General features: G+C 69.7%; 26 protein-coding genes and 4 tRNA genes. 19 read left to right on the top strand and 11 right to left on the bottom strand.

From position 1 onward, the window contains the following. Nucleotides 1–17: 17 nt before the first annotated feature. The 3 genes from CIK71_RS09290 to CIK71_RS09280 all read right to left on the bottom strand — a co-directional run bounded on the left by CIK71_RS09290 (nt 18) and on the right by CIK71_RS09280 (nt 3443). The gene (locus CIK71_RS09290) at nt 18–1703 is read right to left on the bottom strand and encodes a formate--tetrahydrofolate ligase (protein WP_096165403.1); all 1686 of its coding nucleotides are present in this window, start codon (nt 1701–1703) and stop codon (nt 18–20) included. A gap of 62 nt (nt 1704–1765) precedes the next feature. After that, complete coding sequence (locus CIK71_RS09285; RefSeq protein ID WP_158542011.1) at nt 1766–2875, bottom strand: hypothetical protein; 1110 nt, start codon at nt 2873–2875, stop codon at nt 1766–1768. A gap of 46 nt (nt 2876–2921) precedes the next feature. Beyond that, entirely contained in the window at nt 2922–3443 is a 522-nt protein-coding gene (locus tag CIK71_RS09280) for a PadR family transcriptional regulator (RefSeq protein WP_096165137.1), read from the bottom strand. A 242-nt stretch (nt 3444–3685) separates the two neighbouring features. Here CIK71_RS09280 and mvk point away from each other — a divergent pair, with 242 nt between their 5' ends. Genes mvk through CIK71_RS09245 form a run of 7 tightly spaced genes read left to right on the top strand, consistent with a single transcriptional unit; the run spans nt 3686 to nt 10469 of the window. Then, nucleotides 3686–4735 carry a mevalonate kinase gene (mvk, locus tag CIK71_RS09275; RefSeq protein WP_096165134.1) on the top strand — a complete coding sequence of 350 codons (1050 nt, stop codon included), beginning with the start codon at nt 3686–3688 and terminating at the stop codon, nt 4733–4735. Continuing rightward, nucleotides 4690–5658 carry a diphosphomevalonate decarboxylase gene (gene mvaD / locus CIK71_RS09270; protein WP_096165132.1) on the top strand — a complete coding sequence of 323 codons (969 nt, stop codon included), beginning with the start codon at nt 4690–4692 and terminating at the stop codon, nt 5656–5658. The genes mvk and mvaD overlap by 46 nt, the downstream gene beginning before the upstream one ends. Beyond that, nucleotides 5655–6746, top strand: coding sequence for a phosphomevalonate kinase (locus CIK71_RS09265; RefSeq protein WP_096165130.1), 1092 nt, complete (start codon nt 5655–5657; stop codon nt 6744–6746). The genes mvaD and CIK71_RS09265 overlap by 4 nt, the downstream gene beginning before the upstream one ends. Continuing rightward, nucleotides 6736–7869, top strand: coding sequence for a type 2 isopentenyl-diphosphate Delta-isomerase (fni, locus tag CIK71_RS09260; protein WP_096165127.1), 1134 nt, complete (start codon nt 6736–6738; stop codon nt 7867–7869). Before CIK71_RS09265 ends, fni begins: the two co-directional genes overlap by 11 nt. Further along, nucleotides 7859–8911, top strand: a complete 1053-nt coding sequence (locus tag CIK71_RS09255) for a hydroxymethylglutaryl-CoA reductase (protein WP_096165125.1) — start codon at nt 7859–7861, stop codon at nt 8909–8911. Before fni ends, CIK71_RS09255 begins: the two co-directional genes overlap by 11 nt. Then, a complete protein-coding gene (locus tag CIK71_RS09250; protein ID WP_096165122.1) occupies nt 8908–10068 on the top strand; it encodes a hydroxymethylglutaryl-CoA synthase in 1161 nt (386 codons plus the stop codon). Before CIK71_RS09255 ends, CIK71_RS09250 begins: the two co-directional genes overlap by 4 nt. Before the next feature lie 38 nt (nt 10069–10106). Continuing rightward, entirely contained in the window at nt 10107–10469 is a 363-nt protein-coding gene (locus tag CIK71_RS09245; RefSeq protein WP_141393709.1) for a hypothetical protein, read from the top strand. Between the two features lie 3 nt (nt 10470–10472). Here the strand turns inward: CIK71_RS09245 and CIK71_RS09240 are convergent, their stop codons facing one another. The 6 genes from CIK71_RS09240 to CIK71_RS09215 all read right to left on the bottom strand — a co-directional run bounded on the left by CIK71_RS09240 (nt 10473) and on the right by CIK71_RS09215 (nt 14241). After that, nucleotides 10473–11561, bottom strand: a complete 1089-nt coding sequence (locus CIK71_RS09240) for a type I restriction endonuclease (protein WP_096165401.1) — start codon at nt 11559–11561, stop codon at nt 10473–10475. A gap of 224 nt (nt 11562–11785) precedes the next feature. Further along, complete coding sequence (locus tag CIK71_RS09235) at nt 11786–12391, bottom strand: flavin reductase family protein (protein WP_096165114.1); 606 nt, start codon at nt 12389–12391, stop codon at nt 11786–11788. Between the two features lie 103 nt (nt 12392–12494). Next, nucleotides 12495–12567 (bottom strand) — tRNA-Phe (locus CIK71_RS09230). A gap of 113 nt (nt 12568–12680) precedes the next feature. Continuing rightward, nucleotides 12681–13703: an NADP-dependent oxidoreductase gene (locus CIK71_RS09225; protein ID WP_096165110.1), complete on the bottom strand. Its 1023-nt coding sequence runs from the start codon at nt 13701–13703 to the stop codon at nt 12681–12683. A gap of 253 nt (nt 13704–13956) precedes the next feature. Continuing rightward, nucleotides 13957–14030: transfer RNA gene (locus CIK71_RS09220), tRNA-Asp, on the bottom strand. Nucleotides 14031–14168: 138 nt separating this feature from the next. Then, nucleotides 14169–14241, bottom strand: a tRNA-Glu gene (locus CIK71_RS09215). A gap of 117 nt (nt 14242–14358) precedes the next feature. Between CIK71_RS09215 and CIK71_RS09210 the strand changes: the two genes are divergently transcribed. Further along, on the top strand, nt 14359–14724 hold the full coding sequence (locus CIK71_RS09210) for a metallopeptidase family protein (RefSeq protein WP_096165398.1): 366 nt from the start codon (nt 14359–14361) through the stop codon (nt 14722–14724). 133 nt (nt 14725–14857) lie between these two features. On the opposite strand, the gene CIK71_RS09205 is transcribed toward CIK71_RS09210, so the two are convergent. Both CIK71_RS09205 and CIK71_RS09200 read right to left on the bottom strand, forming a co-directional pair. Further along, nucleotides 14858–15529: a response regulator gene (locus tag CIK71_RS09205; RefSeq protein WP_096165395.1), complete on the bottom strand. Its 672-nt coding sequence runs from the start codon at nt 15527–15529 to the stop codon at nt 14858–14860. Continuing rightward, nucleotides 15526–16665 carry a sensor histidine kinase gene (locus tag CIK71_RS09200; RefSeq protein ID WP_241964133.1) on the bottom strand — a complete coding sequence of 380 codons (1140 nt, stop codon included), beginning with the start codon at nt 16663–16665 and terminating at the stop codon, nt 15526–15528. The genes CIK71_RS09205 and CIK71_RS09200 overlap by 4 nt, the downstream gene beginning before the upstream one ends. A gap of 210 nt (nt 16666–16875) precedes the next feature. Between CIK71_RS09200 and CIK71_RS09195 the strand changes: the two genes are divergently transcribed. The 11 genes from CIK71_RS09195 to CIK71_RS17480 all read left to right on the top strand — a co-directional run bounded on the left by CIK71_RS09195 (nt 16876) and on the right by CIK71_RS17480 (nt 23773). After that, nucleotides 16876–17859, top strand: coding sequence for an ABC transporter ATP-binding protein (locus CIK71_RS09195; RefSeq protein ID WP_096165107.1), 984 nt, complete (start codon nt 16876–16878; stop codon nt 17857–17859). 67 nt (nt 17860–17926) lie between these two features. Beyond that, entirely contained in the window at nt 17927–18661 is a 735-nt protein-coding gene (locus CIK71_RS09190; RefSeq protein WP_096165106.1) for an ABC transporter permease, read from the top strand. A gap of 232 nt (nt 18662–18893) precedes the next feature. Continuing rightward, nucleotides 18894–20525, top strand: a complete 1632-nt coding sequence (locus tag CIK71_RS09185; protein WP_096165098.1) for an alpha/beta hydrolase — start codon at nt 18894–18896, stop codon at nt 20523–20525. A gap of 99 nt (nt 20526–20624) precedes the next feature. Beyond that, nucleotides 20625–20697, top strand: a tRNA-Thr gene (locus tag CIK71_RS09180). A 134-nt stretch (nt 20698–20831) separates the two neighbouring features. Beyond that, nucleotides 20832–21038, top strand: coding sequence for a hypothetical protein (locus tag CIK71_RS09175; protein ID WP_096165095.1), 207 nt, complete (start codon nt 20832–20834; stop codon nt 21036–21038). After that, a complete protein-coding gene (locus CIK71_RS09170) occupies nt 21035–21379 on the top strand; it encodes a hypothetical protein (protein ID WP_096165092.1) in 345 nt (114 codons plus the stop codon). Before CIK71_RS09175 ends, CIK71_RS09170 begins: the two co-directional genes overlap by 4 nt. Before the next feature lie 67 nt (nt 21380–21446). Then, nucleotides 21447–21743 carry a hypothetical protein gene (locus tag CIK71_RS09165; RefSeq protein WP_096165089.1) on the top strand — a complete coding sequence of 99 codons (297 nt, stop codon included), beginning with the start codon at nt 21447–21449 and terminating at the stop codon, nt 21741–21743. Next, the gene (locus CIK71_RS09160) at nt 21740–22204 is read left to right on the top strand and encodes a hypothetical protein (RefSeq protein ID WP_141393708.1); all 465 of its coding nucleotides are present in this window, start codon (nt 21740–21742) and stop codon (nt 22202–22204) included. Before CIK71_RS09165 ends, CIK71_RS09160 begins: the two co-directional genes overlap by 4 nt. A gap of 52 nt (nt 22205–22256) precedes the next feature. Continuing rightward, complete coding sequence (locus tag CIK71_RS09155) at nt 22257–22712, top strand: helix-turn-helix domain-containing protein (protein WP_096165082.1); 456 nt, start codon at nt 22257–22259, stop codon at nt 22710–22712. Continuing rightward, entirely contained in the window at nt 22709–23224 is a 516-nt protein-coding gene (locus CIK71_RS17485; protein WP_141393707.1) for a hypothetical protein, read from the top strand. Before CIK71_RS09155 ends, CIK71_RS17485 begins: the two co-directional genes overlap by 4 nt. A 294-nt stretch (nt 23225–23518) precedes the next feature. Continuing rightward, nucleotides 23519–23773 (top strand): PIN-like domain-containing protein, encoded by a 255-nt coding sequence (locus CIK71_RS17480; RefSeq protein ID WP_141393706.1) that lies wholly within the window; start codon nt 23519–23521, stop codon nt 23771–23773. Nucleotides 23774–23777 lie beyond the last annotated feature (4 nt).

Genomic DNA, 23777 nt, shown 5'->3' with positions numbered 1-23777 from the left:
CGCCCTTCCAGGACCGCTCAGAACAGGCCGACGGAGTCCCCGGCCTCCGTCACGCCCATGCGCAGCGCCGCAGGCTCCTTGGGCAGCCCCGGCATGGTCATGATCGCTCCCGTCAGGGCGACGACGAAGCCCGCCCCGATCTTCGGCACCAGATCGCGCACGTGCAGCACATGACCGCTCGGCGCGCCCAGCAGCGTCGGATCGTCGGAGAACGAGTACTGGGTCTTGGCCACGCACACCGGCAGCGTGTCCCAGCCGTTGCGCTGCAGCATCCGCAGCTGCGCCGGTGCCCGCCCCTCGAGCACCACGTCGTCGGCCCCGTAGATCTCCCGCGCCAGGGTGCGCAACGAGTCCTCCAGGCCGTCGGCCGGATCGTAGAGGGGATGGAAACCGGGGCCCTGCCCGGAGTCGATCGCGGCGAGCACCTCGTCGGCCACCGCCAGGCCGCCGTCGCCTCCCAGCGCCCACACCTCGCTGAGCGCGGCATGGAATCCCTGCTGCCGGGCCCAGTCCAGGATCGCGTCGAGCTCGGCCTCGGTATCGCTGGGGAAGCGGTTCAGGGCGATCACGGGCTCGAGACCGAACTTGCGCAGGTTCTCGGCGTGCCAGGCGAGGTTCTCCGTGCCGGCCAGCGCCGCCGCCACGTCCTCTCGTTCGAGGTCCTTCTGGGCGACGCCCCCGTGCAGCTTGAGCGCCCGCACGGTCGCGACCACCACGGCGGCGTCCGGGGTGAGGCCGCCCAGACGCGACTTGATGTCCAGGAACTTCTCCGCGCCGAGGTCGGAGCCGAAGCCGGCCTCGGTCACCGTGATCTCCGAGAGCGACAGGGCCAGGCGCGTCGCGGCCAGGGAGTTGCAGCCGTGGGCGATGTTCGCGAAGGGCCCGCCGTGCACGAGCGCCGGGGTGCCGCCGAGGGTCTGCACCAGGTTCGGCAGCAGGGCGTCCTTGAGCAGCATCGTGATCGCGCCGCCCACGCCGAGATCCGCGACGCTCACGGGTGAGCGGTCGTAGGTGAAACCGACGACGATCCGGTCGATCCGCTCCTGGAGGTCGGCGAGATCCGAGGCGAGGCACAGGATGGCCATGATCTCGGACGCGACGACGATGTCGAAGCCGTCCTCACGCGGGACGCCCTGGGTGGGCCCGCCGAGACCCACGACGATCTGGCGCAGGGCCCGGTCGTTGACATCCATCACGCGCTTCCACTGGATGCGGCGGGGATCGATGCCGAGCTGGTTGCCCTGGTGGATGTGGTTGTCCACGAGCGCGGCGAGAGTGTTGTTGGCGATCTGGATCGCATGGAAGTCCCCGGTGAAATGGAGGTTGATGTCCTCCATCGGCACCACCTGCGCGTGGCCGCCGCCGGTCGCACCGCCCTTGATGCCCATGATCGGCCCGAGCGCGGGCTCCCGCAGCGCGACCATGGTGCGCAGCCCCTTCTGGGAGAAGGCGTCCGCGAGGCCGACGGTGGTGGTCGACTTGCCCTCGCCCGCCGGGGTGGGCGACATCGCCGAGACCAGCACCAGCTTCGCGCGGGGAGCGTCGGCAGCGGGAGCGGGCACCGCACGGACGTCGACCTTCGCCTTGGTGCTGCCATAGGGCACGAGGGCTTCGAGCGGGATCCCCGCCGCCTCGGCGATCTCGGTGAGGGGACGCAGGGTCGCCGCCTGGGCGATCGCGAGGTCAGGGTTCTCGGCAGACATCATTGTCCTCCAGGGTCGGCTGTCCGCAGGATCGCTGCGGACTCGGCGGTTCCTCGCTCAGCCTAGGCCGTCGACCCCTGCTGCGGGCGACCTTCGGGCATCGCGGCGGAGCGCCAGGTCCGTGCGTGGGAGACGGTGGTCCAGCCGCAGAGCAGCACGAGGACCGCGAAGATCACCAGGCGCCACGGCTGGCCGTCGTCGGTCACCGCTGTCGAGATGCCGAGAGCGGCCCAGACCAGGGTGAGCATCCCGTAGAGCAGGGTCATCCGGCGCGGCTTCACCCGCGGGTCGCGGGGCAGCGACTGCGCATAGCCCTCGGGGGAGGAGAACTCGGCGATGAGCGTCTTCCCCTCGTCCTGAGCATGCTCCCGGGCTTCGCGCAGCGTCACGCGGATCCGCCTCTCCGTGAGGTCCCCCCGTGCCCGCAGCGCAGCCTGCGCCCGCTCCAGCCATTCGTCGTCCGGGAGGTCGCCGGCCGCGAGGATCTGCGCGACGGTGACGGGTGAGGCCGGTGCAGCCGGGGAGCTCGCCGCCGGCCAGAGCTGCATGAGGAACCAGCACAGGAGCGCGTAGAAGGGGACCAGCAGCGCCGCCCACCAGCCGTTCGCGCGGGGGCCTATCTCGGCCAGCGGCATGATGATCAGCGCGATGCTCGTCGAGCAGAGCGCGAGGGCCCCGGCGCACAGCACGGCGGTGACGCCGAAGGAGAAGCGGCGCACGGCGCGCGTGTAGACCGTGATCAGGAGCGCGATCGCGGCGGAGATGAGGAGCGGCGCGAGGCCGTAGCCGAGCGTCAGCTCGCTGACCCCGCGACCCGGCAGCAGGGCGAACACGTTGCTCACCACGAACATGCCGCTGAGCGCCGCGGCGCCGCAGAGCGTGAGCACCGCCGTCTGGCGCGGGCCCATGCGCAACGGATCCTCGAAGACGGGGAGGCCCTCGCCGCGCATCTCCGCGACCCGGCGCCTCGCCCAACTGTCGGCGGGCCCGAAGAGCTCCTCGGGGCTCTCCCGGCTCTCGGCCACGAGGTCGGCCACGTCCCGCACGACCCTGTCGGCGACGTCGATCTGCACATCGTGGAGCGCCAGCGTCATGATCGCCCGGCGGGCCCACAGGACGTCGGCAGGGTCCTGGCGGGCTGAGAGGAAGAGGGCCTCAAGATCACTGCTCACGGAGGGCGCCTCCTCAGGCATGCCGTCGTCAGGTGGCGTGGGGTGCTCAGAGCGCATGGTGAGAGACTCCTTCGACGGTGTCGGGGGCTGCCGTGTCGAGGGCTGCTGCCGTGTCGGGAGCTGCAGCGCCGAGCACAGCGGTGTCGACCTCTGCGGAGCCGGTCGACGCGGAGGAGAGCGCGGCGGTGAGCTCGGCGAGGGCTGCGCGCTCCTGGGTGAGCTGGGTGCTCCCCGCGGGGGTGAGCGTGTACTGCCGGCGCGCCGGGCCCGACGGCCCGGGCACCCACTGCGCGGTGATCGCCCCCGAGTCCTCGAGCTTGCCCAGCACGGGGTAGAGGGATCCGCCCTTGGGGGAGCCGAAGCCACGGGTGTTGAGCGCCCGGCCGATCCCATAGCCGTGCAGCGGCCCCGGTTCGAGGCAGGCCAGCACGGCGCTCGGGAGCAGCGCCCGGATCCACGTCGCGGGCCACCGTGGTTCCCGGCGCTCCTCGTGCACTTCACCGGCAGCCTCGCCGGGCGCTCCGACGCGCTCCAGGTCAGACTTCGCATCTCGATCTAGGTCAGGCATGGAGCTAAGTATGCCGCATATCTAGCACTGACGTGACCCCGGGAACTGTCTGTCCGTGAGGCGCGGCACCAGGAGCGCCTGCGGGGCGGACGGGCGGCGCAGGGGCGCGATAATGTCGGCTGATCCTCGGATCCGGCCTCGGCCTGCCCCGTCACCGGCAGGCCGTCGGCGCTGCTCCGGCAGCGGGGGCACGGATCGGGCCCGGCTCCGGCCGAGCCCTCGTCGACGCCCACGGAGCCCAGATGCGCACCTCGCCCGCACCACAGCGCGATCCCTCGCGCCGTGCTGCCTCTGCGGCGACCGTCCGTGAAGGCGTGGGCTCGGCGCACGCCAAGGCGATACTCCTCGGCGAGCACTCCGCCGTCTTCGGTGCGCCGGCGATCGTGCTGCCGGTCCACGAGCTCACCGCCCGGGCGCGACTGACCATCCCGGACCCCGCGGGCGAGCCGGACGGGAGCAGGCTGCGCTGCGCCCTCTACGACGGCCCGGTCCGCAGCGCCCCGGAGGGCACCGCGCCGGTCGTCCTGGGCTGGCAGTATGCGGCTGAGCGCGTGGGCCTGCAGGACGCCGGCGGTCGCCTGAGCATCACCAGCGACATCCCGATCCGGCGCGGCCTCGGCTCGAGCGCTGCGGTCAGCGCTGCGCTGGTCGATGCCGTCGCCGACGCCGCCGGGCGCGATCTCGCCCTGGACGATCGGATGCAGCTGATCGCCGATGCCGAGGCCCTCGCCCACGGCAGGGCCAGCGGCATCGACGCCGCCGCCGTGCTCGCGCAGGCCCCGATCCGGGTCGAGCGCGGCACCCCCACCACGCTCCCGCTGGGAAGCGGGCAGATGCACTTCGTCATCGCCGACACCGGCGTCGCGGGCATGACGGCCACCGCCGTCGGCGGAGTGCAGGAGCTGCACCGCACGCGACCGGCCTACGTGGACACCCTCGTCGGCCGCCTCGCAGCACTGACCGACGAGGCCGCCGCGGCCCTCGCGGCGGACGACGTCGCCGCCCTCGGCGGCGCCATGGACGAGGCGCACAGCGCCCTCCAGAGCCTCGGCGTGAGCAGCGAGCGCCTCGACCACCTGGTCGAGGCGGCACGGGGCGCGGGCGCCGCCGGGGCGAAGATGACGGGCGGGGGGCTCGGAGGCTGCCTGATCGTGCTGAGCGCCACGGCCGACACCACCGATTTGGAACGTACCCTGGCAGAGGCCGGGGCGACCGGCACCTGGACGACGAGCTGCGGAGGGCAGTCATGGCCGAGGCTTCAGCACGAGCCCACCCCAACATCGCACTCGTGAAGTACTGGGGGAAACGAGACGCCGATCTCGTGCTCCCGGTCGCGGGGAGCCTCTCGCTCACCCTCGACGAGTTCCCCACCACCACGACCGTGCGGCTGGACCCCGCGGCCGCCGCCGACAGCTTCACGCTGGGCGGCGTCGCGCAGCAGGGCACCCAGCTCTCCCGCGTCACCGAGTTCCTCGACGTCGTCCGGGAGCTCGCCGACTCCGACGTGCGCGCCGCCGTGACCTCGATCAGCGAGATCCCCACCGATGCCGGACTCGCCTCCTCTGCAGCGGGCTTCGCCGCGCTCGCCGCCGCGGCGGCGGCCGCCTACGGCCTGGACCTCGATCAGAGGGCGCTGAGCCGTCTGGCGCGCCGCGGCTCGGGCTCCGCCACCCGCTCGGTCATCCCGGGTCTCGCCGTCTGGCACGCCGGCGACGACGAGGGCTCCTTCGCCGAGGCCGTCGACGGCCCGGAGCTGCGCATGGTCACCGTGACCCTCTCGCGCACCCCGAAAGCGGTCTCGAGCCGCGAGGCGATGGTCCGCACCGCCCGCACCTCCCCGTTCTTCCCTGCCTGGGTGACCTCCACCGAGGAGACCCTGCAGGAGGCCCTCGAGGCCTGCACCCAGGGCGACGTCGAGCGCCTCGGCCACCTCACCGAGCTGCACGCGCACCGCATGCACGCCGTGATCGAGTCCTGCGACCCGCCGATCCGGTACCTCAGCCCCACCAGCCTCGAGGTGTTCGACGAGGTCGCACGGATGCGGGAGGCAGGCCGGCGCTGCTACGCCACGTCCGACGCCGGCGCGAACGTCGTCGTGCTCACCACCCCGGAGGATGCCGAGCACGTCGCCGCCGAGCTGTCGGCGCACGGCGAGACCCGTGTGGTGCGCCCCGGCCCCGGCGTCGAGCTGATCTCCAGGACGGAGAGCGCATGATCGTCACCCGCGCCCCGGGCAAGCTCTACGTCGCCGGGGAGTACGCCGTGGTCGAGCCCGGCGAGCCCGCCGTGCTGATCGCGGTGGACCGCTATCTCACCGTCCGCCTGAGCGAGAGCACGGGCAGCGGGCGCATCCGCTCGGGGGAGTACGGCTCCGCGGCGCTGGAGTGGACCCGCGCGGCGGACGGCGTGAGCATGCTGCTCGAGCACCAGAGCGCCGACTACGTGTTCAGCGCCCTCCAGGTGGTCGAGAGCCTGCGCGACGAGCGCGGGATCCCTGCCCGCTACTTCGACCTCGACATCAGCAGCGAGCTCGACGACGCCCAGGGCCGGAAGTTCGGCCTGGGCTCCTCCGCGGCGGTGACCGTCGCCGTGATCGAGGCGCTCGATCAGTTCTACGGGCTGGGCCTGGACAGCATCGAGCGCTTCAAGGTCGCGCTGCTGGCCACGATCCGGATCTCCCCGAACGCCTCCGGGGGAGACCTCGCCGCCTCGACCTTCGGCGGCTGGGTGCTGTACACGGCCCCCGACCGCGCCGCGCTGCGCCGCGAGCTCGAGGCGGGCAGCGTCAGCGAGGCGCTCGCCGCGGACGCCTGGGATCTGCACAGCGTCACCCGCCTGCCCGATCCCGTCGGCCTGGAGCTGCTGGTGGGATGGACCGGCAGCCCCGCCTCCACCAATCGCCTGGTCGACTCCGTGCGAGGCAACGGCCGCGAGGCCACCACGGCCCACGAGCTGTTCCTCCAGGAGAGCCGGCAGAACGTCGATGCCCTGGTCACCGCCCTGCAAGGGGAGGACGCCGACGGCGTGCTCACCAGGATCCGCACCGCCCGCCGCCTCCTGCAGCAGCTCGGGGAGAGCAGCGGCATCCGCCTGGAGACGCCCGCGCTGACCGCCCTGTGCGATGCCGCCGAGGCGCACGGCGCGGCCGGCAAGCCCTCCGGCGCCGGCGGCGGCGACTGCGGGATCGTGCTGGTGCCCGAGACGGTGGAGCGTCGCCAGATCCTCTCCACCTGGGAGACCCACGACATCCGACTGCTGGACCTGTCCGTCCATCCACCCCAGGGGGCCCTCGATGAGCAGTGACCAGCCCCACGAGCCCCACGAGGACCTCGACACCGAGCGCGGGCGCCGCAAGGACGAGCACCTCTCGCTCGCGCTCAGCCAGCGCGCCGGCGCCCAGCCCCGCAGCGCCTTCGACGATGTCGAGTTCCTCCATCACGCCCTGGACGGCATCGATGAGACGGCCGTCGACCTCTCCACGCAGGTGGGCCCCGCCCGGTGGCCCCTGCCGCTGTACGTCAACGGCATGACCGGCGGCACCGCGACCACCGCGGCGCTGAACCGCGAGCTGGCGATCACGGCCCGGGAGACCGGGCTCCCGATCGGGACGGGCTCGATGAGCATCGCGCTGGACGACCCCTCGACCGCCGAGGGCTTCCGGGTGCTGCGCTCGGAGAACCCCGACGGCTTCGTGATGGCGAACCTCGGCGCCGGGCGCTCGGCCGACGACGCCCGCCGCGCGGTCGACCTGATCGCCGCCGATGCGCTGCAGCTGCACGTCAACGCCGTCCAGGAGACGGTGATGCCCGAGGGCCGACGGGACTTCTCCCGCTGGACCCGCTCGATCGAGCAGATCGTCGCCGCCTCCCCGGTGCCGGTGGTCGTCAAGGAGGTCGGCTTCGGCCTCAGCGGACGCACCCAGCTGCGCCTGCGCGAGCTCGGCGTGCAGATCGCCGACGTCAGCGGCGCCGGCGGCACCGACTTCGTGCGGATCGAGAACTCGCGCCGCGAGCGTCCCGACTACGCCCACCTCGAGGGCTTCGGACAGTCCGCCGTGGAATGCCTGCTCGACGCCTCCACCGACCTCCCGCTGCTCGCCTCGGGCGGGGTCCGCTCCCCGCTGGACGTCATCCGCGCTCTCGCCCTCGGCGCTCGCGCGGTCGGCGTCGCCGGCGGCTTCGCCCAGGTGGCCTCCGAGGGCGGCGCCGAGGCCCTGATCCCGCACGTGCGCCGGTGGTGCGAGCAGCTGCGTCAGCTGCACGCCTTGCTTGGCGCCGCCGGCCCGGCGGAACTCGTGCACACCGACCTGCTGCTGCGCGGCAGGGTGCAGGAGTTCTGCACCCTGCGAGGGCTGGACGCCGGCGCGATGTCCCGACGCCGGGAGCGCTCCCGGCCGATTCCTGAAGGAGAACCCCATGTCCGCTGAGGGCATCACCCCGATCCCCACCCGCTGGGTGGGTCCGATCCGCATCAGCGGCGACTCGGTGAACGAGGAGGTCGAGGTCCCGCTGGCCACCTACGAGACCCCGCTGTGGCCGTCGGTGGGCCGCGGCGCGAAGGTCTCCCGCCTGGTCGAGGGCGGCATCCGTGCCACCGTGGTGGGCGAGAAGATGACCCGCTCCGTGCTGCTGATCGCGCCGGATGCGCAGACCGCCATGCAGGCGGTGCGCACGCTGCGCGAACGCGGAGACGAGCTCGCCGAGGTCGTCTCCGGCACGAGCCGTCACGCGCGCCTGCTGGAGACCCATGAGGAGATCGTCGGAAATCTGCTGTTCCTGCGCTTCGCGCTGGAGACGGGCGACGCCTCCGGGCACAACATGGTCACGCGCGCGGCCGACGCCCTGCTGCAGACCGTGCTCTCCTGGGACCTGGGCCTGGAGTACGGCTCGGTCTCGGGCAACTACTGCTCCGACAAGAAGGCCACCGCCGTCAACGGCGTGCTCGGCCGCGGCCGCAGCGTCGTGTGCGACCTCCTCATCCCGCACGAGATCGTGGAATCCACGCTGCGCACCTCCGCCTCGGCGCTCGTCGACCTCGTGGTGCGCAAGAACTTCGTGGGCAGCACGATCGCCGGAGCCCTGCGCTCCGCCAACGCCCATTACGCCAACATGCTGCTCGCGTTCTACCTGGCCACCGGCCAGGACGCCGCGAACATCGTCGAGGGGTCCCAGGGCATCACCTACGCGGAGGAGCGCCCCGAGGGCCTGTACTTCTCGTGCACCCTGCCGCACCTGATCGTCGGCACCGTCGGCAACGGCAAGGACCTCGGCCACACCGCCGAGGCCCTCGAGCGCCTGGGCTGCGCGGACCCGTCGGCCGAGCCCGGCGCGAACTCGCGCCGTCTCGCCGTGCTCATCGCCGCCTCCGTTCTGTGCGGCGAGCTGTCGCTGCTGGCGGCCCAGACCAATCCCGGAGAGCTCATGGCTGCGCACGTGGCCATGGAGCGTCGTGGAGGAGGCACCAAGTGACCAGCATCGGCATCCACGATCTCGCGGTCGCCACCACCCACCACGTCCTCGATCTCGCCGAGCTGGCCGAGGCCACCGGCGTCGAGCCCGCGAAGTACCACCGGGGGCTCGGCCAGGAGCAGATGAGCTTCCCTGCGCCCGACGAGGACATCGTCACCATGGGCGCGAGCGCCGCCGCGCCGCTGCTCGCCGAGCACGGCACCGACGGCATCCGCTCGCTGCTGTTCGCCACCGAGTCCGGGGTGGACCAGTCGAAGGCGGCGGGCGTCTTCGCCCATCACCTCCTGGGGCTGCCCTCCACGGTCCGCACGGTCGAGTTCAAGCAGGCCTGCTACGGCGGCGCCGCCGCGCTGCAGACCGCCCTCGGCATCGTCGCCCGCAACCCCGAGGAGCGGGTGCTCGTGATCGCGAGCGACGTGGCCCGCTACGAGCTCGACGGCCCGGCCGCCCCGACCCAGGGCGCGGGCGCGGTCGCGATGCTGGTGAGCGCCGATCCGGCGCTGCTGGCGATCGAGCCGCATTCGGGCGTGCACACGGCGGACATCGACGACTTCTGGCGTCCCAACGACACCACCACCCCGCTCGTGGACGGTGCGCTGTCGCTGCAGACCTATCTCGACGCCCTGCTGGGCTCGTGGGGGGACCTGCAGGCCCACGGCGGGCCCGGCGTCGACGAGATCGACCGCTTCCTGTACCACCAGCCGTTCACGAAGATGGCCCGGAAGGCGCATGCGGCGCTCTTCCGGCACGAGGACCGGCCTGTCGACGAGAGCGCCCTGGAGACCTCGTTCCTGTACAACCGGCAGCTCGGCAACAGCTACACGGCGTCGCTGTTCGTGGGGCTGGCCGCGCTGCTGGACCACGACGACGACCTCGCCGGTCGGCGCCTGGGCCTGTTCAGCTACGGCTCGGGCTCGGTCGGGGAGTTCCTCACCGGGATCGTGCAGAGCGGCTACCGGGAGCGCCGGCGCCGCGAGGCGACCGAGTCCGTGCTGGCCGCCCGGGTGCCGCTGACTGTCGAGGAGTACCGGGCGCTGCACGTGTCCTACACGGACGACAGCGACGAGCGCGAGACTCCGCGGACCACGGCGGCGCCGTTCCGCTTCGCGGGCGTGCGCGATCGCATCCGCCGTTACGAGCGCACCGCCGGCGCCTGACCGGCCGGGGCCGCACGCAGGCGGTACCGTCTCCTGCCATGAGTGATGTGCGCGGATGGGTGGCAGTGACACGCGAGGACGGCGAGACGGTCGGCTACCTGGAGCCCGTGACCGACGACTACGACCTCGTGCAGCCACGCACGCTCCTCGGGCACGCCCGGGGAGCGCCCGTCGACTTCGTGACCGGCGAGCACCTGGTGGCGGAGCTCAGCCTCTCCGAGCTCGCCGAGCAGTGGGTGCTGGATGCGGGCACCGCCGACGAGATCGCTGCGCTGACCATTCTCGAGCTGTCGCCGCACGGTGTCGTGCTCGCCGACCACTTTGCGACCAAAGGCCTGTCCGCTACGGAGAAACTGCACGTGGCATGGCCCGACCTGGAGGAGCGGCTCAGTCGTCGCTAGTGCTCAGAGGTAGCGCTTCACGGCCTCTCGGATCGCGTCGGAGTGTGCATAGATCTCGTCGAGCGAATCGATGGGGTGTCGGGTCTCCGTCTTCGTCTCGTCGAGCAGACCCAAGTATTTCTGCTTCGTGTTGAAGTGGAGTCGTGCGACGGGCTTGCGATTGTTGTCGTCGATCAGGATCGCGAAGTACGACTTCTGGTCACGGTGGACGATGCGATGCGGCTTGACCTCGCTGCACGCGATGGCCTTGACGATCTGGTATCCCTCGAGCTCCTCCAGCGTCGTCTCGATCTCCGTATTTCGATCGAGGTCGTCCTCGGCGGCCTGCTCACTCGTGATCTCGCGAGCGGAGTCAGGCTCGGCAGGCACCGTGACGCCGGCACCGAGAGCGGTCTTGAGCCGGTCATTGACCTGTTCGGTGAGGAACTGCTTGGACGCCTTCCGGACCAGGACGCTGAACTGCTCGCGCACCTTCGCGGTGAACATTCCCTCGTACACGCGGGTGGTGAAGAACCTGGTCCACTCGTCGGACGGCTCTCGGAACTGCGCTGCGATCTCACGCCGTAGGGCGCCGACGTACTTGAGCTCTTCAGCGGCGTTGATGATCGAATCGAGGTCGAAGCTCTCCTTGCTGATCTTCTGGATCTCGGGGATCAGGGTCTCGTCGATGTCGAGAAGATCAAGCACCAGGAAGGGCTTCGAGTCCATCTTGTTCGGCGCATCGAGGTCCGTATAGAACTGCCAGACGACGCCATTGGTGAGCACCGCGAGTCGGGCGTTCGTCGTGCCGAAATATCTGAAGAGCTGCGAGGCGTTCTCGACTTTCAGCGCACCGAGCGCCGCCTTGCACTCGATGAGGAGCTGCACCTCGCCATCCCGAACGATCGCATAGTCGACCTTTTCGCCCCGTTTGATGCCGACGTCGGCAGTGAACTCCGGGACGACTTCGAGCGGATCGAACACGTCGTAGCCCAGGATCGTCGCGATGAAGGGCATGACGAAGGCGTTCTTCGTCGCTTCCTCGGTCTCGATGGCTGAAGCCTGATTGCGCACCTTCAAGGCCAGCGCCTCAAGTCGCTCGCTGAAATCCATCGTGATTCCCCGTTCCGTGAGATACGTGGCCTGTGCCATGGTGCGAATCACCATAGTCAGTACGTCGGACTTTTATGGGGGGAACGGCGGCGAAGACCATGACCGGGCCAGGGATGGAGGAGCCACCCACTCTGAGACTCTGCAGGCTCATGGGGCCGCTCGGAGCCACGACGTCGAGCTGCCAAGCGGCAGATGACGATCCCACCGAGCATGACGTGGCGGCCTCAGCACGGCCGGCGCATGTCGAAGCGCTGATCCGCGCTGATCCCGAAGTACGTGGTCGGCCCGCCGCCGCGCAGCACCGGCTCGGCGGCGGCGGTGTCGACGATCCCGTCGACGAGCAGGGACTCGTCCAGATGGACGCCCACCACCTCGCCGACGGTGAACCACGACCCGGAGGCCTCGCCGGTCGCGGAGCGGAGATCGATGATTTGGGTGACTCGGCATTCGAAGGTCGCCGGTGACGCGGCCACGCGCGGCGCGGCGATCTCCACGGACTCAGCCACCTCCACCCCTGCGGCGTCGAACTCGTCGACCTCAGCAGTGGTCGAGGAGGCATTCATCGCCTCTGCGAGGGAGCGGGTGACCAGGTTCCAGGTGAACTCTCCGGTCGCGCGGCAGTTGGCGACGGTGTCCTTCCAGGAGTTGCTGGAGAATCCCACGAGCGGTGGGGAATAGTTCAGGGCATTGAAAAACGAGTAGGGCGCGAGATTGCGGCCGCCATCGGCGCCCTTCGTGCCGATCCAGCCGATGGGCCGCGGCGCAACGATGGCGTTGAAGGGGTCATGCGGCAGGCGGTGGCCCTCGCACGGGCGATAGAAGTGGGTCACGAACGCATCAAAGCACGTCTGCCGGCAGCGCGAACTGCACGGGCCGGCCACCACGCCGGGAACGACGAAGCCCCCTGGCGAACCAGGGGGCTTCGTCTTCACGTGGCTCCGACCGGCGTCGATCCGGTGACCTTTCGATTTTCAGTCGAACGCTCTACCAACTGAGCTACAGAGCCGTGACCGCGAGCGGCCGAGGACCAGAGTAGCAGGGGACCGTCTGTGCTCCCAACCCGATGCGGCCGGTGAGAGGCACGCCACCCGAGGGGATCGCGCGGCGTGCCTCCGGAGGTCAGGAGACCTTGACGAGCGCCTTGCCGAAGTTCTGCCCGCGCAGCATGCCCGCGAACGCCTCGGGAGCGCGGTCGAGCCCCTCGGTGATGTCCTCCGTGTGCTGGACCTGGCCAGAGGCGACCCACCCGCTCATGTCGCGCAGGAAGTCCTCGAACATCGAGCTCACGAACTCGAGCTGGATGAATCCGCGCAGGGTGAGGCTCTTGGACAGCACGGTGCCCATCAGCTGGCCGCTGCGGTCGGGGCCCTCCGGCAGGGAGGTCGAGTTGTAGCCCGAGACGAGCCCGCACACCGGTACGCGGGCGTACGTGTTCAGCTGGGGCAGGACGGCGTCCCACACGGCGCCGCCGACGTTCTCGAAGTACACGTCGATGCCGTCGGGCGTGGCCTGCGCGAGGCGACCGGGCAGATCGGGCGCGCGGTGGTCGAGGGCCTCGTCGAAGCCGTACTCGCGCAGCTGGCCGACCTTCCGCTCACCGCCGGCGATGCCGACGGCCTTCGCGCCGTGGATCCGTGCGATCTGGCCGACGGCGGAGCCCACCGGGCCGGTCGCGGCGGCGACCGCGACGGTCTCCCCGGGCTGGGGCCGGCCGATCGCGAGCAGCCCCGCATACGCGGTGAAGCCCGGCATGCCCAGCACGCCGAGGGCGGTGGTGACCGGGGCGACGGAGGGATCCAGGCGGCGCAGTCCGTCGGCCGATTCGAGGCTGTACTCTTGCCAGCCGCCGTAGGAGAGGACCATGTCGCCGGGCGCGAATCCGTCGGCCGCGGACTCGACGACCTCGGAGACGGTGCCGCCCTCGATCACGTCGCCGACCTCCATCGGGGCCGCGTACGACTTCGCGGAGCTCATCCGGCCACGGACGTAGGGGTCCAGGGAGATGTAGTGGGTGCGCAGCAGCACCTGGCCGGCCGCGGGGGAGGAGACCTCGACCGCGTCGTGCAGGTAGTCGTCGGCGGTGGGCTCACCGTGCGGGCGGGAGCCGAGGCGGATGCGGTGGTTCAGAACAGTGGAACTCATCCCTCGAGCGTAGGACCGCGCCGCGGCGCGTGGCCCGACGGATGCTTGTGAGGGGTCCGACAGCGCGATCGGGAATCAGCGGCGACCTGCGGCAGGCGTCGTCCCGGCAGGGGGAACGGGCAGGCTGACGGGATGTGGGCCGATGGAGTGCGCGGGCCGACGGGATTGCGCGAGCAGACGGAGTGCGGGCCGACGGGGATGCGCGGAAAGCGAAGAAGCCCCGGAACGATGTTCCGGGGCTTCTTCTGGAGGGCGACCCTGACCGGGCTTGAACCGGCGACCTCCGCCGTGACAGGGCGGCACTCTAACCAACTGAGCTACAGGGCCTTGCATGTCTCTGCGCTGCTGCGCTTCGACCTAGATAACTCTACCGGACGTTCTCGGCGCTCAGGACCACTTTCCTTGTGAGCCGCCTCGCACTCCGGCACCGCACGGTCCTGAGGATGCAGAACCGAACCGTACGAGTACCCCCAACGGGATTCGAACCCGTGTCGCCGGCGTGAAAGGCCGGTGTCCTAGGCCACTGGACGATGGGGGCCCGGGCAGTGACTGCCCGACGAAAAGCATACCCATGCCGAGCGCCGGGCGTCTGCGTGATTCCCTCCGATGCGGCGTACGCGACACCATCGGCCATCCGTCGTGGTTCGATGTCGGCATGATCCGGATCAGTCGCGAGGAGTTCGAGGAAGCGGTCGACGACGCCCTCGACTCGCTGCCAGAGAAGATCGCCCGCTCCATCGCGGAGGCGAACGTCGCGATCCTCATCGAGGAGGAACCGCTGCAGGAGCAGGCGCAGGGGACCGAGCTGCTGGGTCTGTACGAGGGGATCCCGCTGGACAAGCGCTCCGTGTTCGACGGCTACGCGCAGCCGGACCGGATCTTCGTGTTCCGCGGGCCCCTGCAGCGGGTCGCCACCTCGCGCGAGCACCTGGTCGAGCAGATCGCGGTGACGGTGCTGCACGAGCTCGGGCACCTCTTCGGCCTCAGCGACGCCCGCCTGCACGAGCTCGGCTGGGGCTGACCGGTGATGGGTCTGGTCGGCGGCTGGGGCTGACCGGTGACGGGTCTGGTCGGCGGACGGGGCTGACTGGCGACTGGGCCCGGCTGACGGAGGTGGCCCGGGCCGGCCGGGACCGGGACCCGCCCGGCTGAGGTCAGGCGCCCGCGTCGGCGTCGAGGTCGCTGAGCCCCGCCTCGTGGGCGATGATCGCGATCTGCACGCGGTTGGTGCAGTCGAGCTTGGAGAAGATCTTCGAGACGTGGGCCTTCACGGTCGCCTCGCTCATGAACAGCCGCATCCCGATCTGCGCGTTGGACAGCCCCGCGCCGACGGCGCCGAGCACCTCCGTCTCGCGCTCGGTGAGCTGATCCAGCCCCGGATGGCGATCCTGGCGGGTGCCGGGATTCGCCTCCGAGAAGTGGGAGAGCATCCGCCGGGTGATCGTGGGGGAGAGCATGGCGTCCCCGCCGGCCACCACGTGCACCGCGCGGGCGAGATCCTGCGGCGGGGTGTCCTTGAGCAGGAAGCCGCTGGCGCCCGCTTCGAGGGCCTGGAACACGTACTCGTCCATGTCGAACGTGGTGAGCATGATGATCTTGGGCGGGTTCGGCAGAGCGCAGACGGCCTTGGTGGCCGCGATCCCGTCCAGCCCCGGCATGCGCACGTCCATCAGCAGCACGTCAGGGCGATGCTTCTGCACGAGCGTCACCGCCTCGGAGCCGTCGCTGCCCTGGGCCACCACGTCGATCCCGGGATCGGCCCCCAGGATCATCGCCAGCCCTGCACGGACCAGGGAGTCGTCATCGACCAGTCCTACACGCGTCACGTCGGCATCGGCCACGGGATCACCGCCCTCACTTCGAAGCGTCCATCATCGGTGGGGCCGGATGAGATCGTGCCGCCGGCGTGCGTCACACGGGTCTCGATGCCCGACAGGCCCATCCGGGCGCCGGGCAGGTCCGTCATGAACCCCTTGGGCAACACATTACTGACCTCGATCACCAGGTCGGTGCCAGGCTCTCCGATCAGTGCCACGCGGGCCTTGGTGTGCAGGGCGTGCTTGTGGATGTTCGTCAGCCCCTCCTGCACCACGCGATAGGCGGTGCGGGCGAGCTGATCGGGCACCGGATCGTCGATGAAGTCGAACAGGTCCACGGAGATGCCCGCCTCCTGCGAGGTGGTCACCAGGCGCCGCACATCGTCCCAGGTGGGCTGCGGAGCCAGGGGAGCCTCCTCGCCGTCTCCGCGCAGCACGCCCAGCACCTCGCGCAGCTCGGACAGCGCCGTGGTGGCCGTCTGCCGGATCAGCCCGGCGGACTGCTGGACCTGCTCGCGCTCCAGGTTCGGGTTCACCTCGAGGGCGCCTGCCTGCAGCGCGACCAGGGAGATCTTGTGGGCCACGATGTCGTGCATCTCCCGGGCGATGCGGGTGCGCTCCGCACGTCGGGCCTGATCCTGGGCGACCGCCCGCCCGGATTCCGCCTGCTCGGCGCGCTGGTGCAGCTGCGCGAGCAGCATCCGCCGGGTCGAGGTGTACATGCCCATCGCCGCGGATGCGGCGACGATCAGCACCACCAGCACCAGCCCCGTGATCCCCGCGGCGCCCGCGGTCCCTTCCACCTGCAGCAGGAGGGCCGGTGTCACTCCGCTGACCACGGCGAGCACCGCCACCAGCAGCGTGCGCAGGCGCTGATGGCTGCGTGTGGCATAGGTGTAGCAGCCGATCACCAGCACGGACAGGGACCAGGCGGCAGCGTTGAGGACGAGCACCAGCGGGAGCAGCCAGGGCCAGTGCCGGTGGCGGAGCACGAGCGCGATGCCCAGCAGCAGGGTCAGGATCGCCTGCCCCACCTCGAGCATGGTGGTGCCGAGGATGATGCCCGCGATCGTCTCCGCCCCGACCACGGCGAGGATCAGCACGTCCTGCCAGGTCCGGCGCACGGGCGCTCCCAGTTCTTCCACGGCGTCACTGTATCGGCGTGCGGGCGGCCGTGACGGTGCAGGGCCCGGTCTGCGCCCGATCATCTGCGGAGGTCGGCCCGCTGGCCGACCCACCCCCGACGGAGGTCGGGGGCAGGTGGCATCGACCCCCTGTTGCGGCCGACGTTCGTCGCACCTCGGCTGGCCCCGCGTCGCTGTCGGGAGGGGCACGGATCCGGGACTCTGGTGCACATGACTTCACAGACCACCTCCACCGCCGCGCGCGGCTCCGTCGCCCTCGAGGTGCGCGGTGTCTCCAAGAGCTATGGCGGACGCACCGTCGTCGATGACCTCAGCTTCACCTGCCAGCCGGGCAGCGTCACCGGCTTCCTCGGCCCCAACGGCGCCGGGAAGTCGACCACCCTGCGCATCCTCACCGGACTCGCCGAGGCGGACGCCGGCCAGGCGCTCGTCGGCGGAAGCCCCTACCGCAGCCTCGAGAACCCCGCGCGCACCATCGGCGTGATGCTCGATGCTCGGGCCCTCCACGGCGGTCGTACCGGCCTGGAGACGCTGCGGCTGACGGCGCGCACCCTCGGGATGCCGGCCTCCCGGGCCGACGAGGTCCTGGAGATGGTGGGCCTCGCGGATGCCGGCCTCAAGCGCGTAGGCGGCTATTCCTACGGCATGCGCCAGCGGCTCGGCATCGGCGTGGCCCTGATCGGCGACCCGTCCGTGCTCATGCTCGACGAGCCCGCCAACGGCCTGGATCCCGAGGGGATCCGGTGGATGCGTCGCCTGCTGCGCTCCTTCGCCGACGCCGGCGGCACCGTGCTGCTGTCCAGCCACCAGCTGCTCGAGGTGCAGGCCACCGTGGACCGTCTGGTGGTGATCGCCCAGGGCTGTCTGGTGCGCGAGGGCACGCTCGACGAGCTGACCGGCGAGGCCGGGACGCGTGTGGGGGTCCTGGACCCCGCGGCGCTGCGTGCCGCGCTGGACAAGCACGGCATCGCCTACGAGCACCGCTCCGGCGACCAGCTCGAGGTCAGCCTCGCGCCCGAAGACATGGGGCGCCTGGCTCTGCGCGAACAGCTCGTGCTCACCTCTCTGGGCGCCACCGATCGCGGCGGCCTCGAGGAGGTCTTCTTCACGCTCACCGGGCAGTCCGAGCCCACTGCGGCCGCTGCGGGCGGCGCGGACGCCCCGGCCTCCGAGCCCGCCGCGACCGCGTCCTGACTCCCGACCCCTCGGGCCCAGGCCGCTCGGCCCGCGCCCGGACCCCACCCCTCCTCGAGGAGACCCCATGAGACCCGTACTCGACATCCGCGCCCACCTCGACACCCGCAGCGCCGCCATCCTGATGGCGATCTCACTGCTGCTGATCGTCGCCTTCGCCGCCCTCGGCGGCTTCGTGCAGCCCGCCGTCCTCGAAGACGGCACCTCCCACATCGACTTCACCGGATTCGTCCTGACCCTCCCGCTGTCCCTGATCATCCCGGTCATCACCGTGATGATCACCGCGGGGGAGTGGTCCGACGGCTCCATCCAGAACACCTTCCTCCAGCGTCCCGGCCGCCTCGGCGTGCTCGGCTCCAAGGTGATCGCCGCGATCGTCGTGGTCGCCGCGCTGCTGGTGGTGTCCTTCGCCGCCGGTGCCCTCGCGACCTGGATCGGCGGCGACCTGATCGGCAACGGCGCCGTCTTCGACTCGCTCGAGACCGTGTTCACCACGCAGCTGGCGTCGCTGGCCGCGACCCTGCTGTTCTCGCTGGCCATGGGTCTCGCACTGCAGTCCACCGTGCTGGGACTGCTCGCCGCGATCGGCTTCCCCTTCGTGATCGCCACCGCGACGGGCATCGCGGCGATCACCGGCTCCGAGACGGTCATGGACATCGTCAGCGCTCTGGATCTGGACACGGCGGCCACCACGCTCGCCGACGGCTCCGGGGGAGCCTTCGAGCTGATCCCGATCGCGCTGCTGCTCGTCCTGCCCGGTGCCTACGGCATCTGGCGCTGGAACCACCGCGAAGTCGGCTGAGAGGACGCGTGGCGCGTCGGCCGGGAGCAGGATCCGGCCGACGAGAGGCCTAGGATGGTCGCGGCCGACGGGCGGCCGGGCCGACGTGGCCCGATCACCTCGGTCATGAGCCCGGCCACCAGGCACGAGCCACGTGGCACGAGTGCCCAGCCCCGCGCCACGGGTCTCGACCAGGGGGCTCGGCCCCCGGGCCCGCCCCGCCCGTTCCGCCCTCAGGACAAGGACACCCCGCATGACATCTGCCGCAGTGCCGCGACGGCCGCTCTCCCGGATCACGGCGGCAGCCGCTGCGATGGTCCTGCTCCTCAGCGGCTGCACCCAGCTCGGCAGCGGCTCCGAGAGCGCCTCCGACGGCGGCGGCACCGACTCCGGCCAGGAGGAGCCGTCCGGTGAGCCGGAGCACCCGTTGGTGGACATCGGCACGTCGGCCGCGGCGGACCTCCCCTCCGATCCGGCGACGGATCCGGACTACTCCTCCTACTACGAGCAGGACATCGAGTGGGGCGAGTGCGAGGACGTCTACGCCGACGGCATCGAGTGCGGCACGCTCACCGTGCCCCTGGCCTGGAACGACCCGGACGGCAAGACCATCGACCTCGCCGTGGCGCAGATCCCCGGCACCGGGCAGGACGACGACTCGCTCGTGCTCAACAACGGCGGGCCCGGCGTCTCCGGCGTGAACTTCCTGGAATCCGCGCCCTATATGTTCTCCCCCGAGGTCCGCTCCTCCTACGACCTGGTGGGCTTCGACCCCCGCGGCGTCGCCCGCTCCGCCGGCATCGAATGTCTCAGCGACGAGGAGACCGACGACTACCTCTCGGAGACGGTGGAGCCGGGAGAGGCCGGCGGTGACGAGGTCTTCGACGACTGGGAGAAGAAGATCGCGGAGTCCTGCGAGGCGAACTCGGGGGACCTGCTTCCCTATCTGGACACCTACTCCGCCGCACGGGACATGGACGTGCTGCGCGCGGCCCTGGGATCCGAGAAGCTCGACTATCTCGGCTTCTCCTACGGCACCTACCTCGGATCCAGCTTCGCGGACCTCTACCCCGAGCGCGTCGGGCACTTCGTGATCGACGGCGCCCTGGATCCGAAGAACACGATGGACGACTTCTTCGCCGGTCGGGCCGCAGCCTTCGAGGACTCGGCCGACGCCTTCGTCCAGAGCTGCCTGGACTCCGGGGAATCCTGCCCGGTCTCCGGCGATGTCGCCGAGGGGAAGCAGCAGCTGAACGAGTTCTTCGACTCGGTGGACAAGCAGCCGCTGGACAGCGGGAACCCGGATCGTCCGCTGACCGGGGCCATCGCCCGCTCCGTGTTCTACATGCTGATGTACAGCGACGAGCTGTGGGACTCGGGCTGGGACGCGATCAGTGCCGCGATGGACGGTGACGGCAGCCTGCTGCTCGCGACCGCCGACCAGTCCAACGAGCGCCTGCTGGACGGCTCGTACCGCACCAACTTCACCTATGCGATCACGGCCGTGAACTGCCTGGACCACCCCTGGAACGCTGATGAGCAGTGGCAGGAGGACCAGGCCGAACAGCTCGCCGAGGAGTACCCGACCTTCGGAGCCCAGATGGGCGACAACGGCTGCGGCCAGTGGCCGGTGCCTCCGCTGCGCGAGCCGGCGGCGATCACGGCCGACGGTGCCGCTCCAATCCTCGTGATCGGCACGACACACGACCCGGCGACCCCGTACCCCTGGGCGCAGAGCCTCGCCGAGCAGCTGGACAGCGGCGTGCTGCTGACCTTCGAAGGCCAGGGCCACACCGCCTACGGCCGCTCCGGCGGATGCATCGAGGAGCAGGTCGATGCCTACTTGCTGGAGGACACCGTGCCGGAGGACGGCTTCACCTGCTGAGAGGCGGGAAGGGAGTGACGGGGATCGCGTCCCGTCGCTTTGCGCCCGTCCTCGTGCGTCCCGTATGGTGAACCGGTCCGGCACGTGACCGGCAGATACGCCGCCTTAGCTCAGTCGGTAGAGCGATTCACTCGTAATGAATAGGTCGCCGGTTCGATTCCGGCAGGCGGCTCCGCAGGCCAGGCCCGGTTTCCTTTCGTGGAGATCGGGCCTGTTTCATGCTCGGGATGCCCATCAGGTTGCCCATCCTGGCAGATGCCCGTCTGGGGATGCCCAACCGTCAGTCCCCAGGTGCACACTCGCCTCATGAACATGAAGGACTGGCTGCGGGACCTCGAGTCCGAGATCGACCGCCGCGTCACTGCCGCCATCCGACGCGGGACGCTCACGAGCTCGGACGAGACCATGGAGTGCCGGGTCGCGCCGAACGGCGAGCAGGTGTACTTCTCGATCCGCGGGATGCTCGAGGACGGTGACGGGTCGCAGGACCCTGGCTGGATGGAACCCGCGTGAGCGACCTCGACCTGTACTTCGCCCACCAGAAGACAGTGCAGACGATCCACGGCTTCACGATCCGCTACCGGCTCGCGCTCATCGGGCCGACGGTAACCGTGGTGCATTCCGAGATCGACGAGTCCCTGCCTGAGCGCTCCGTCCGGATCGCGACCGGTGACGCAGGGCTGGTCGTCGAGTCGGCGTCGTGGATTGACCGGCGCGACGAGCTCGACGCGCACGTCCTCGTCTGGCTGCTTGAGCACATCGACCTCCGCGCCTCACGCCCCCGCCCCGCAGCCCGCCGGTACGACGAGGTGTGGATGAACGCGTGGAGGGAAGCGAACCCGGGCCGCCGATAGAGTCGACCCGACGATGGCACCTAGGAACGACAGCACCAGGAGCGGATTCGATGACTTCTTGGGCCGCATGAACGACACGTGGGGCGAGAAGCCCCGCGAGACTGACGCGCCCGTCAAGTGGAAGTACTGCACCGAGCACACCGACGTGAAGAAGAAGGCGAAGGTCTGGCAGCGCATATCCGCGAAGGGCTCGGAGTATGTCGAAGAGACGAAGAACCCCATGTTCGGGCTCCGGCCGCCGCTCGCTCTGGCGTTCCGCGGGCAGAAGCAGCCTCGGCAGGTAGCCGCGAAGAGTGATGTCATCGAGTCTGTTCGTCGGACCACACCAGGTCTGTCCGGCCATCGGGCTAGGGTTCCGCTATGAGTTTGCTTCGTTCGTCGCGCTGCCAGGACGCGTCTTGGGCACCGCAGATTCTCCACTGGGCGGTGATTGAGGGTGATCGTAGGATTGTCGTTCGAGAGTTCACCGATGCAATCCGCTCCGCGGTCGATCCGCGGCACTTCGTTGATGCAATGGCCGACATCCGCGCGACCCTGGAGACGATCGAGCGTTGCTGTGCGACAGTGCCTGGTGAAGTTGAGCCAGTCGCCAGGGACCAAAACCTGTTCGAGCTGAAAATTAGCTTCAAGACGTGGGGGCTCCTGGTGAGGATCTACGAGACAGAGGATCCACGGCTGCCCGGGTACCTCGTAGCTCTCCGGGCGCACCAGAAGGTCGTCAACGTCTCCCAGCAGGACATCGACCAGATGCAGAACCTTGAGATTGACATTGCCAGCAGACGCTGGGTCAGCGGGCACGCCACCCTGTGGGGCATCGCGGGGTGAGGGTCCCCATCCTGCACTTGCCCCAACGGCGAAGAGATATAGGATCAACCCTATGAACCACATCGACCCCTTCGATGAGCTGTTCGAGTCACCCACCGCCCAGCTTGCACTGCACCTGGCCCGCGAAGATCGCAAGCTCCTCGCGGACCTTGTTGCCATGCGCAAGAGCTGCGACCTCACGCAAAGCGAGCTTGCGGAGAGGATCGGAGTCTCCCAGGCCACGATCAGCGAGTTTGAGCGAGTTGGCAATGATCCGCGGATGTCCACGGTTCGTCGGTACGCTCGAGCGCTTGGAGCAATGATTCGCCACCAGCTGGACCCTGATGGGATGGCGGACGGCTCTGAGGACCTCACTCACTTCGCCTCCTCGGGTGTAGCGACAACGCGTACCGCTGACGCCGTGACTCGCGAGCTAAGGGACCATCCCGTCGCCTTCAAGGGATGGAACTCAACGAGCGCGAAGGAAGCCGTACGTGAGCGTGCCGTTCGGATGGGGGCTCACGCATGACAGACGAACCCATTGATAACCAGCGTGACGCATCTGCGGATCACGATTCCCGGCATGGCTTGAGACAGATGTTCCCGCCCGGTGCTCCCGAAGTTGCGATCGGATCACTACAGATAGGCCGCTCAATGGTTGCCCCGAGTGGTGCGGTGACTGTGCCTGGCGAAGAGGAGCCAGAAGATGGCTTGGACTGGACCATCTCCGGTATCGCCACCGATCAGGAGCAACCACCGATGGCACTCCTGGGCGACCTGTTTGCTCGTCGCGATGGTGTCGTAGTTGGCGTCTCGGTGAGTGCGTCAATCGCGCTCAAGGATGCTGCAGGTGTCCTGACGGAGGATGAGGTGAGCGACCGTACTCAATACCTTGCGCCGTGGGCGACCCACGCTTTGTACGACGTGGCCGCGTCGGAGGCTCGGCGGCTTTTGCTTAGCGTTGGAGCCGATTCGTCGATGATACCCTTGATTACGCCGATTCCTCCCAACGAAACCGCTTCTGCAGAGAATCTGGGCTGAATATACGAAAGCGCCCTCACCCTCCCTAAGGAGGATGGGGGCGCTTCTTCATGCTGATGATGATGCTGATGGCGCTCATCGTCGTCGTGCGTCGCGGTCGTCTTCGTCGTGCTCACGCTCGCACTGGTCTCGGGCCCACAGCGACGGGTAGGTCGCGGTGCAGCCCCCCACTGCCAGTCGAGTCCTTCGGCCCATTTAGGCGTCGGCATCGGGACGCTCTCTCTAGTCAGTGATCTTGGCGACTGCCCGCCACTGTTGCCTCCGATTTCGAGTTATCCGAGCAGGTGGTCGTTGATGTTCGCCGCAACAGGGAGTGGTCGGCCGCAGTCGCGTGAGGAGCGGTCTGTCCTCGTTGACCGGAGCATGGGAAAGATGGCCGCAAAGGGACTCGCCGTCCTTGGCCTCCATCCCGTGTGGATCGGCGAGGTCTACACGAACGACGCGAAGCTTGTGCCCGATGTCGTGTGGATACATGAGGCAGCCCAGCGAGGCTACCCGGTCATCACGAAAGACCGGACGATCTGGGTTAATGTGGCTCTTCAGAGTTGAGTGT

It is taken from the genome of Brachybacterium alimentarium (genome assembly GCF_002332425.1).
Classification (GTDB): domain Bacteria; phylum Actinomycetota; class Actinomycetes; order Actinomycetales; family Dermabacteraceae; genus Brachybacterium; species Brachybacterium alimentarium.
This window is presented reverse-complemented; position numbering and strand designations above follow the sequence as displayed.

Bases quoted from the DNA above. Each gene is read 5' to 3' on its own strand.
- CIK71_RS17480 (WP_141393706.1), top strand. From the start codon at position 23,519: ATGTTCGCCGCAACAGGGAGTGGTCGGCCGCAGTCGCGTGAGGAGCGG.
- mvk (WP_096165134.1), top strand. From the start codon at position 3,686: ATGCGCACCTCGCCCGCACCACAGCGCGATCCCTCGCGCCGTGCTGCC.
- fni (WP_096165127.1), top strand. From the start codon at position 6,736: ATGAGCAGTGACCAGCCCCACGAGCCCCACGAGGACCTCGACACCGAG.
- CIK71_RS09160 (WP_141393708.1), top strand. From the start codon at position 21,740: ATGAGTTTGCTTCGTTCGTCGCGCTGCCAGGACGCGTCTTGGGCACCG.
- CIK71_RS09245 (WP_141393709.1), top strand. From the start codon at position 10,107: ATGAGTGATGTGCGCGGATGGGTGGCAGTGACACGCGAGGACGGCGAG.
- CIK71_RS09280 (WP_096165137.1), bottom strand. From the start codon at position 3,443: ATGCCTGACCTAGATCGAGATGCGAAGTCTGACCTGGAGCGCGTCGGA.
- CIK71_RS09290 (WP_096165403.1), bottom strand. From the start codon at position 1,703: ATGTCTGCCGAGAACCCTGACCTCGCGATCGCCCAGGCGGCGACCCTG.
- CIK71_RS09190 (WP_096165106.1), top strand. From the start codon at position 17,927: ATGAGACCCGTACTCGACATCCGCGCCCACCTCGACACCCGCAGCGCC.
- CIK71_RS17485 (WP_141393707.1), top strand. From the start codon at position 22,709: ATGACAGACGAACCCATTGATAACCAGCGTGACGCATCTGCGGATCAC.
- CIK71_RS09155 (WP_096165082.1), top strand. From the start codon at position 22,257: ATGAACCACATCGACCCCTTCGATGAGCTGTTCGAGTCACCCACCGCC.
- CIK71_RS09225 (WP_096165110.1), bottom strand. From the start codon at position 13,703: ATGAGTTCCACTGTTCTGAACCACCGCATCCGCCTCGGCTCCCGCCCG.
- mvaD (WP_096165132.1), top strand. From the start codon at position 4,690: ATGGCCGAGGCTTCAGCACGAGCCCACCCCAACATCGCACTCGTGAAG.
- CIK71_RS09265 (WP_096165130.1), top strand. From the start codon at position 5,655: ATGATCGTCACCCGCGCCCCGGGCAAGCTCTACGTCGCCGGGGAGTAC.
- CIK71_RS09210 (WP_096165398.1), top strand. From the start codon at position 14,359: ATGATCCGGATCAGTCGCGAGGAGTTCGAGGAAGCGGTCGACGACGCC.
- CIK71_RS09185 (WP_096165098.1), top strand. From the start codon at position 18,894: ATGACATCTGCCGCAGTGCCGCGACGGCCGCTCTCCCGGATCACGGCG.
- CIK71_RS09175 (WP_096165095.1), top strand. From the start codon at position 20,832: ATGAACATGAAGGACTGGCTGCGGGACCTCGAGTCCGAGATCGACCGC.
- CIK71_RS09195 (WP_096165107.1), top strand. From the start codon at position 16,876: ATGACTTCACAGACCACCTCCACCGCCGCGCGCGGCTCCGTCGCCCTC.
- CIK71_RS09240 (WP_096165401.1), bottom strand. From the start codon at position 11,561: ATGGATTTCAGCGAGCGACTTGAGGCGCTGGCCTTGAAGGTGCGCAAT.
- CIK71_RS09255 (WP_096165125.1), top strand. From the start codon at position 7,859: ATGTCCGCTGAGGGCATCACCCCGATCCCCACCCGCTGGGTGGGTCCG.
- CIK71_RS09165 (WP_096165089.1), top strand. From the start codon at position 21,447: ATGAACGACACGTGGGGCGAGAAGCCCCGCGAGACTGACGCGCCCGTC.